Origin of the sequence: Pseudomonas japonica (genome assembly GCF_900188455.1) — a bacterium.
Lineage (GTDB): Bacteria > Pseudomonadota > Gammaproteobacteria > Pseudomonadales > Pseudomonadaceae > Aquipseudomonas > Aquipseudomonas japonica.
On sequence record NZ_FZOL01000004.1, the window covers coordinates 313,294 to 321,507 of the forward strand.

At 64.4% G+C, this 8,214-nt stretch carries 8 protein-coding genes; all 8 read left to right on the plus strand.

Annotated elements, in window-relative coordinates:
* The first annotated feature begins 7 nt into the window (after window positions 1–7).
* Complete coding sequence (gene tssF / locus CHB99_RS07750) at window positions 8–1,774, plus strand: type VI secretion system baseplate subunit TssF (protein WP_042129382.1); 1,767 nt, start codon at window positions 8–10, stop codon at window positions 1,772–1,774.
* Window positions 1,738–2,757 (plus strand): type VI secretion system baseplate subunit TssG, encoded by a 1,020-nt coding sequence (gene tssG, locus CHB99_RS07755; RefSeq protein ID WP_042129379.1) that lies wholly within the window; start codon window positions 1,738–1,740, stop codon window positions 2,755–2,757. Before tssF ends, tssG begins: the two co-directional genes overlap by 37 nt.
* On the plus strand, window positions 2,754–4,085 hold the full coding sequence (tagH, locus tag CHB99_RS07760; RefSeq protein ID WP_042129377.1) for a type VI secretion system-associated FHA domain protein TagH: 1,332 nt from the start codon (window positions 2,754–2,756) through the stop codon (window positions 4,083–4,085). The genes tssG and tagH overlap by 4 nt, the downstream gene beginning before the upstream one ends.
* The gene (tssJ, locus tag CHB99_RS07765; RefSeq protein ID WP_052419546.1) at window positions 4,085–5,080 is read left to right on the plus strand and encodes a type VI secretion system lipoprotein TssJ; all 996 of its coding nucleotides are present in this window, start codon (window positions 4,085–4,087) and stop codon (window positions 5,078–5,080) included. Before tagH ends, tssJ begins: the two co-directional genes overlap by 1 nt.
* Window positions 5,077–6,414: a type VI secretion system baseplate subunit TssK gene (gene tssK / locus CHB99_RS07770; protein ID WP_042129375.1), complete on the plus strand. Its 1,338-nt coding sequence runs from the start codon at window positions 5,077–5,079 to the stop codon at window positions 6,412–6,414. Before tssJ ends, tssK begins: the two co-directional genes overlap by 4 nt.
* Window position 6,415: 1 nt before the next feature.
* A complete protein-coding gene (gene icmH, locus CHB99_RS07775; RefSeq protein ID WP_052419545.1) occupies window positions 6,416–7,294 on the plus strand; it encodes a type IVB secretion system protein IcmH/DotU in 879 nt (292 codons plus the stop codon).
* An 83-nt stretch (window positions 7,295–7,377) separates the two neighbouring features.
* Window positions 7,378–7,896: an Hcp family type VI secretion system effector gene (locus CHB99_RS07780; RefSeq protein WP_042129372.1), complete on the plus strand. Its 519-nt coding sequence runs from the start codon at window positions 7,378–7,380 to the stop codon at window positions 7,894–7,896.
* Window positions 7,897–7,994: 98 nt separating this feature from the next.
* Window positions 7,995–8,214, plus strand: a 220-nt coding sequence (locus CHB99_RS07785; RefSeq protein ID WP_346426408.1) for a contractile injection system protein, VgrG/Pvc8 family, incomplete at its 3' end; no start/stop codon positions are given.

Here is an 8,214-nt window from a genome sequence, read left to right on the forward strand (position 1 = left end):
AGGCGGGATGCCGCTGAAGAGCAAGTTCCGCGAGGAACTGGATTATCTGCGTCGGCTTGGTCGAGTGTTCGCGCGCAACAATCCACAACTGGCACGATTTCTCGGAGACGAGGCCAGCGACCCCGATGTCGAACGGCTGCTCGAAGGCTTCGCCTTCCTGACCGCCCGGCTGCGGTTGAAAATCGATGACGACTTTCCCGAACTGACCCATCCCTTGCTGCAACTGCTGTGGCCCAACTACCTACGCTCGTTGCCCAGCGCGACCATCATGCAGTTTGTGCCCGAGGATCGGTCCATCACGGCCCGCCAGCGTATCCCGAGAGGTGCGCGTGTCCGTTCGCGCGGCGTCGATGGCGTGGAATGCGAGTTTCGCACCTGCTCGGACGTCGAGATCTATCCCCTGCAGATCAGCGAGGTCAGCGATGCGCATTCGCTGGAGAAGTCGACGGTGCGCGTGGACCTCGCCACGCTGAGCACGAACCCGCCGGATACCTACGACTGCGACCGTCTGGACTTCCATCTGAGTGGCAGTGATTACACCGCCATGACGCTGTATCTGTGGCTGTCCAGGTACCTGGCGGATGTCCGTGTCGAGTGCGACGGCGTGGTCAGGCATATCCCCGCCCACCAGATCGTCTTCCCGGGCTTCAGTCCCGACGAGGCATTGCTGCCCTACCCGAAGAATGCGCTGGACGGCTACCGCATCCTGCAGGAGTACTTCCTGTTTCCGCGCCGGTATTTCTTCTTCGGGCTTTCCGGGTTGCGCACGTTGTGGCCCTCCAGCAGCACGCAGCGCATCCGTCTGGAGTTCAACTTCACCCGTCCGATGCCGGTGGATGTCCGCGTTCAGACCAGCGACCTGGCGCTGTATTGTGCCCCGGCGGTCAACCTGTTCGAGCATGATGCGGAACCGGTGAGACTGACCGGCAAGACGCTCGACTACCGTCTGCGGCCCGCGGGTCAGCGACCCGATGCCTACGAGATCTTCAGCATCGATCGCGTCGACGGCTGGAAGAATGAAGCTTCCGGTCAGCCTGGCGCCTGGCTGCGTACCTTCCAGCCATTCGAGTCCCTTCGTCATCAGCTCGACTTCGAAATGGGCCGGACGGTCCTCTACTACCGCACCCGCATCGACCGTTCGCTGATGGACGATGGAATCGAGCATCGGGTGTCGTTCGTGCGCAGCGACGAGCAACGTTACATCGGGCGGGAGGAAACCGTTTCCTTCTCGCTTACCTGCAGCAACCGCGACCTGCCGCTGGCGCTGGTGGCAGGCGACATCTGCACGCCTACGCCGGGCATACCCACCTTCGTCGCCTGTCGCAATCTGACCGCGCCGACACCGTCGTATCGTCCGGTACTGGACGGCGACCTGCTCTGGACCCTGATCTCCAACCTGTCGCCCACCTACCTGTCGCTGCTGTCGGCCGAGCCGTTGAAGGCCGTCATCCGTGCCTATGACTTCGTCGCCCACCATGACATCCAGCGCCAGCGCGCCACGCAGAAGCGTCTGGGCGGGCTGGTGGAAGCGAGCAGCAGCCCCGTCGATCGCATGTTCAAGGCGCTGCCGATCCGTGGCGTGCGCACCCTGCTCAGGCTCGACCAGGACGGATTCTCCTGTGAAGGAGACCTCTATCTGTTCGGCACGGTCCTGAGTCACTTCCTGTCGGTGTACGCCAGCATCTCGTCCTTCCATGTGCTGGAAGCCACCAACGTCACCAATCAGGAGCACTACGCATGGCCAATGCGCAGCGGCACCCAGCCCCTGATCTGAGCGATCGCCTGCTCGACGAGGCGCGAAGTCATGACTTCTTCTGCCTGCTCGAGCGCCTGTATGGCTTGCACGGTGACGACCTGGAGTCTGGCGAAGCCTTCCTTGCCGAAAAACAGCGCATTCGCCTGGGCAATACCGCCGCACTGGGCTTTCCCGCTTCGGATGTCGCGCTTGCGCGGCGTCTGGAAGGTGAGGGTCCGCATCAGTACCTGGTGCAGGCGGCCTTCCTTGGCATGCATGGCCCCGACTCGCCGCTGCCTTCGTATTACCTCGAACGCCTGGCTTATGAAGCGGGGCAGGGCGAGGGTATCCGGCCGGCGTTCTTCGATTTCTTCAATCATCGCCTGCTGACCCTGCTGCATCAGGCCTGGCGCAAATATCGCCACTACATCCGCTTCCGTCCGGGCGCGAGCGACCGCCTGTCACAGCGGCTTTTCGCCCTGGTCGGCCTCAAGGACGACGCCATTCGCGGTGCCACGCCCATTGCCTGGAGCCGACTGCTCAGCTTCGCCGGCGCCGTGGTTCATCGCAGCCGTTCGCCTGCCATGGTGGCGGGCCTCATCGCCCATTGCTTCGACCTGCAGGACGTTTCGGTCCGCGACTTCGAACTGCGTTACTCCGATATCGCCGAGCAGGACCGCACCCGGCTCGGCCTGCGCAACGGCCAGCTGGGCGACAGTTTTCGCCTTGGCGAGAGCGTGCGCACGCGCCACTGCAAATTCACCCTGGTCATCGGCAACTTGTCGCAGGCGCGCTTTCGCGAATTTCTGCCCAACGGCGAGAACTTCGAGCGCCTGCGCATGCTGGTCGCCTATCTGCTGCGCGACCAGACCCCTTGCGATCTCGAGCTGAGGCTGCGCGAGAGCGAAGTCCCGGCCTTCAACCTCGGCCACGAGACCGGTTGCCGGCTCGGCTGGACCAGTTTTCTCGAACAGCCGCAACAGCGCACTCCTCCTCCCGTTCGACTCACGGTACGCACATGACAGCAACTTACTCGGCACTGCGCCTGGTAGTGAACAACCCGCAGGAGCTCCAGCAAGGCAGCCAGCCTGCCCACGATTTCGACACCCGCGGCGGCAGCATCGGTTCCCGCGGCGCCAGCTGGCTGTTGTTCGATCGTGACGGCCGGGTGTCGGAGCGGCACTGCGAGATCCGCTACCAGGATGGAGGCTTTGCCGTCATCGACCGCTCTGGCCGCACGATGCTCAACGACCAGACGCAACCGCTCGGCATCGATGGCCTTGTTCTGTTGAGCGATGGCGACAAGCTGCGCATCGGACCCTACGAGGTCTCTGTCCACCTGGGCAGCGGGCCGGGTCATTCGGCCGATTGCGATCAGCCGTTCGGCGATGCGGGCCAGTTGCCCGCGGAACTCTTGCAGGCGCTGCCGGACAGCGAGCCGAACGCACTCGACGACTCCAGCCGGCAACACGCGGGCTGGGCTGAATTCCAGGCGCTTGCCGAGCCCCCGCGGCCCCAGGGTCTGCTCGATCCCCTCGAGGCACTCGATGGTTCCCCTGGCGACGGCAACGCCGCTGGCGCACTTGATCCCAGGCATTACGGGCATACGCCGCTGGCCGCCCAGCCGGATGTTTCCACCACCCGATTCGAAGCCGTTTACGGCACTCCCATGCACACCCCAGGAGAACCTCGCATGTTGGACCAGGACAGCTCGTCCCCCGCCGCCCAGGAGTGGCTGCAACGCCAGCTTTCCAGTCATGTGGACCCCGCCAGTCTGGTCGAGCCGCTGGTGGAGGGTATCGGGGCTCCGGTGGGCACGATCGATGGGCAGCAAGCCCACGCCTTGTTGAACGAGTCGGGACGCGCACTGGCTGCACTGGTTCGCGGTCTCTGTGCCCTGAATGCTCCCTCGCCCGACGGGCAGCAGCGCATCTCGCTTGCCGGACGCACGCTGCAGCCCATCGAAGACAACCCGCTGCGCCTTGGGCAAAGCTACCCGGATACCGTGCGCGCGCTGTTTTCCGCCGAGCGCAGCGTTGTCCACCTCTCGGCTTCGGCGGCGGTCGAGGAGTCGCTGGAGCAGATTCGCCGACAGCAGATCGCCATGCACAAGGCCATCAGCGCCGGGCTCGCCGCGTTGTTGCAGGCGTTCTCGCCCGAGCAGTTGCTGCAGCGGTTCGAGCGCTATCGCCCTGCCCTCGGCGGGCAGGCCCAGGCTGACGATTGGGCCTGGCAGATGTACGGCCACTATTACAGCGAGCTGACCTGCGGTCGGCAGCAAGGCTTCGACAAGCTGTTCTGGGAAGTCTTCGAACAGGCCTTCGACCAGGCCTTGCGCGCGGAGTCATGATGAAACAGGCCATCGCGCTCCTGCTCGCGGCAACCACCCTTGTCGGCTGCAGCTCCGTGGGCAACGTGTTCAAGAAGACTGGCCAGGTGCTGATGGACCCGTCCATTCAGGTCGGGTCAGCCGACGACCAGCCCTCGCAGGTCGCGTTGAGCCTGTATGCCAGTGCGGATGTGAATCCCAACCCGCTCAGTCACGCGACTGAAGAACCTGTGGACGCGTCGCTGGCGTCGGGGCCGGGGCCGTTCACGGTCGACCTGCGCAGTGCGAGCAGGGAAGGGCTGATCGAGCATCTGCGCAGTCTGCTCGATCACCTCGAGAGCGAGCGACCGAATACCCTGGGTGCCCTTGCCGTCCGCCAGCGCCTCGCCATCCCCGGGCTGGTCGTCGACGAGCAGGCGCCAGCGCTGACCCTGGGCAAATCGCAACCGGAAACCCTGTTTGCCGACACCGCGACATCACGCGGGCCAGTACCGTCCAACTGGATACTTCGCCAGGGACAGGCGCGGTCTGCTGCAGAGGATGAGTTCTTCACCGGCAATCCGGACCTGGGCCAGTACGGCCGCGGACCGGCCCTGGCCCAGGCTGTCGAAGCGGCCACGACGCCGAGCCGTGCCACGCCCATCGCTTTTCGCGTGCTGCAGCTGCGCGACGACTCCCTGCTGGAGAACGCCAATCCCGAATCGCTGCGCGCCGTGCCCGACAAGGCACTGGGCAGCACCCTGCTGGCCTCGGACGACTACATCCTAGTACCCGGCCAGTTCAAGTTCATCGAGTTCACCGCCGTCGATGAACGGGCGCGCTACATCGCCGTGGTGGCCGACTTCCACGATCCCGGCGCCGAGCGCTGGCATGACGTGTTCCGCATCGAACCGCGCGGGCGCCAATACCCCCTCATGGTGATGCTGCAGGGCAGCCGCGTCGCCATCACCGATGAAAGCTACCGACCCGCGCGCAACAGTGCCTGCGCCAGTCCCCAAGCGAGTACCTGTCGATGACCACCCGCAATCCCGTCGTCTGGAGCGAAGGCCTCTTCGTCCAGCCCCAGCATTTCCAGCAGACCACCCGCTACCTGGAGCATTGCATCAATGTCCGCAGTGGCAGCCGCTACTGGTTTGGCTTCAGCGAGCTGGAACTGAACCAGGAATTTCTCGCCTTCGGCAAGATCGCCATCACTCGCGCCCGGGGCATCATGCCGGACGGTACGCCGTTCGATATCCCACATGACCAGCCGCCACCGGATCCGCTGACCATCGCGGACGCCGCTGCGGCCAACCAGACCGTCTACCTCACCCTGCCGCTGCGTTCGGACGGCAACGGCCAGGTGCGCTGGCCCGACAGCTACGGCAATACCCGCTACCTGCTGAGTTGCGAAGAGGTACGCGACACCCACAGTCACCAGGGCAATCACGCTCCGCTGGACCTGGCCGTGGCCAATCTGCAACTGGCCCTGGAACGCGACGACCGCAGCGCCTTCACCGGTCTGGCCCTGGGGCGCATCCTCGATCTGCGGCCCGACGGCAGCCTGCTGATGGACAGCGGGTTCTACGTCACCGGGCTGCACCTGCATGCCATTCGCCCGTTGGCGCATTTCATGGAGGAAATCGCCTCGCTGATGCATGAGCGGGCCAAGAGCATCGCGCAACGCATCGGCTCGCCGGGCCAGTCCGGGGTCGCGGACTTCACCGACTTCAGCCTGCTGCAGGCCCTCAATCGCTGGCAGCACCAGTTCCGTCATCTGGCCCGCGACCCCGATGTGCGCCCCGTCGAGGCCTATCTGGCCTGTGGCCAGGCCGCCGGCGAGCTGGCCACCTGCATCGATGAGGGGCGCCTCGCGCCGGAGTTCCCGGCGTATCAGCACGACAACCCGCGGAACACCTTCGTGCTGCTGGAGCAGGCCTTGCGTCGCCTGCTCGGCACCGTGCTGCAGCCGCGCGCGGTGTCCCTGCCACTGGTCAGGCAGGCCCATGGCGTCCTTACGGCACAGGTCAACGACCGCAGCCTGGTGGAGAGTGCCGACTTCATCCTGGCCGTGCAGGCGCGCATGCCACTGGAGCAGATGCGTCACCTGTTCCTGCAGCAGGCCAAGGTGGCCTCCCAGGAGAAGCTGCTCGAGCGTATCCGCCTGCAACTGCCGGGCATCCCGCTCAGTCCGCTGCCCGTGGCGCCAAGGCACCTGCCGTTTCATGCCGGCTTCACCTACTTCCAGCTCGATCGCAGTTCAGCCCGCTGGCAGGAACTGATGCCCAAGGGCGCCGACAGCTTCGGTTTCCATATCAGCGGTGATTTCCCTGAGTTGCAGCTGCAGTTCTGGGCTATTCGGAGTCAATGACGTGAGCACTACCTTCCCGATAAACAAGAACCAGCCGAGCTCACACGAGCCGGCAACCGGCTCCGCTGCTGCAGCGATCAAGCACGACGATGTCGTGCGCACCACACAGTCGGAGGAAATCCCCGACAAGGAGGGAGTGCTCCACGACTCGGTGAAACAGATCGACCAGGACACCGACCTGCAGTTCCAACTGCGCGGCCACAGCCTCAACCCCCTGATCGATGCCGCCCAGCCGCTGCTGGGCATGGTCATACGCCTGCGCCGACTCGACAGCTGCAGTGACGTCCCCAAGCTCTACGCCAGCGTTCGCGACCAGATCACCGCCCTCTCCGAAGAGGTTCGGCAACGGGGTTACGACAGTGCCACCCAGCTTGCCTACCGCTATGCGCTGTGTACCTTCATCGACGAGGCCGTCATGGCCACCGAGTGGGGCCGCGCCTCGCTGTGGCGCGAGCGCTCCCTGCTCAGCTACCACCACAACGAAACCTGGGGCGGCGAGAAGTTCTTCACCGTCCTGTCGCGCATGCAGATGGACGTGGTGCGTTACCGCGATGTCCTGGAGTTCAAGTACCTGTGCCTGTGCCTGGGTTTCCAGGGCAAGTACGGCCTGCAGCACAACAACCGGGACGTGCTCAACGGCCTCATCACCAAACTGCACCGGATTCTCCGTGCGCAGCGCGGCGATACCCCCGAGCGCCTGACCGAGGCACCCGACAACGTCGCCTCACGCCGCTATCGCCTGACGCGGCAGTGGCCGCTTTGGACGCCATGGGCCATTGCCGGCGTCGTCCTGGTCGCGGCCTATCTCTATTTCGCCATCAGCCTGTCCGGCACGACCAGGGAGGTGCTCAAGTCCCTGGACTACATCCTCAGGTCCTGACCTGACCACGCGCTTCGATTTGCCATCAACCGATGGCTCCTGGCCCACAAGGCCTTCACCTCAACGAAAGAAGGAAGCAATCCATGCCGACTCCTGCCTATATCAGCATCCACGCCCAGAACCAGGGCCACATCACCGAGGGTGCCTCCACCTCTGATTCGGTGGGCAACGTCTATCAGGATGGTCACGAGGACCAGATCCTGGTCCAGGAAATCGAACACCTGATCATCACGCCGACCGATCCGCAAAGTGGCCAGCCCACGGGGCGTCGTGTACACAAACCCTTCACCTTCACCTCGTCGCTGAACAAGGCTACTCCGCTGCTGTACCAGGCCTTGGCCAACGGCGAGATGCTGCCGGACGTGGAGGTGAAGTGGTACCGCACCTCCATCGATGGATTCCAGGAGCACTTCTTCACCACTCGGCTGGTGGACGCCACCATCGTCGCCATTGACACCGTGCTGCCTCACGCCCAGGACCCGAAAAAGTCCGACTACACCCAACTGGTCAAGGTCGCCATGGCCTACCGCAAGATCATCTGGATCCATGCCATCGCCGGTACCGAAGGCTCGGACGACTGGCGCAAAGTCAAGGTGGATTGATCCCCGGATTGTCTCCCGCGACCGGCGCAGCGATGCGCCGGTCGTTCCTCTTCTATACAAGGAAAACTGGCCCGGCAGCGGGCTGACAAGGACTATCCATGCCCGCCCAATCCGACCTGCGCTTCACCTTCACCGCCGGCCCCGACGCCTTCGAAGTCGTCGAATTCCGCCTCAGCGAAGGGCTCTCCGAAACCTTCCTCCTCGACGTCGACCTCAGTTGCAGCAACCCCGCCATCGACTTCGGCCAGGTCCTCGACCGTCCGGCGCTGCTCACGATCTGGCAGGGCGGCCAGGAGGTGCGTCATGTGCACGGCTCGG

Bases quoted from the DNA above. Each gene is read 5' to 3' on its own strand.
- tssF (WP_042129382.1), top strand. From the start codon at position 8: ATGCCGCTGAAGAGCAAGTTCCGCGAGGAACTGGATTATCTGCGTCGG.
- tssG (WP_042129379.1), top strand. From the start codon at position 1,738: ATGGCCAATGCGCAGCGGCACCCAGCCCCTGATCTGAGCGATCGCCTG.
- tagH (WP_042129377.1), top strand. From the start codon at position 2,754: ATGACAGCAACTTACTCGGCACTGCGCCTGGTAGTGAACAACCCGCAG.
- tssJ (WP_052419546.1), top strand. From the start codon at position 4,085: ATGAAACAGGCCATCGCGCTCCTGCTCGCGGCAACCACCCTTGTCGGC.
- tssK (WP_042129375.1), top strand. From the start codon at position 5,077: ATGACCACCCGCAATCCCGTCGTCTGGAGCGAAGGCCTCTTCGTCCAG.
- CHB99_RS07780 (WP_042129372.1), top strand. From the start codon at position 7,378: ATGCCGACTCCTGCCTATATCAGCATCCACGCCCAGAACCAGGGCCAC.